At 57.5% G+C, this 259-nt stretch carries 1 rRNA gene; it reads left to right on the forward strand.

Annotation, left to right across the window (positions count from 1 at the left end):
• Positions 1–74: ribosomal RNA gene (rrf, locus tag KVT38_RS35995) — 5S ribosomal RNA — on the forward strand; the annotation flags it as partial.
• Between the last annotated feature and the right edge of the window lie 185 nt (positions 75–259).

The raw sequence follows: 259 nt of genomic DNA on the forward strand, positions 1-259 counted from the left end.
ACACGACCGTTAAGCCCTCCAGCGCCGATGGTACTTGGACCGCAGGGTCCTGGGAGAGTAGGACGCCGCCAGGCTAAGAGCAGCAAAGAAAACCACCTTCTTCGGAGGGTGGTTTTTTCGTATATAGCGCGCCTAGCCAAGCTAGGCACAACTAGCCGGTGGAAGTCCGGCCGAGGTAAGAGCCAAGTCGCCTCGTAGCTGACGGGCAACTGGTGGAGAGATCCTAAGGTTGAAGCCCCGTGACAAAGTAACTCCTTGG

Origin of the sequence: Cohnella sp. GbtcB17 (genome assembly GCF_019091135.1) — a bacterium.
Taxonomy (GTDB): Bacteria; Bacillota; Bacilli; order Paenibacillales; family Paenibacillaceae; genus Cohnella.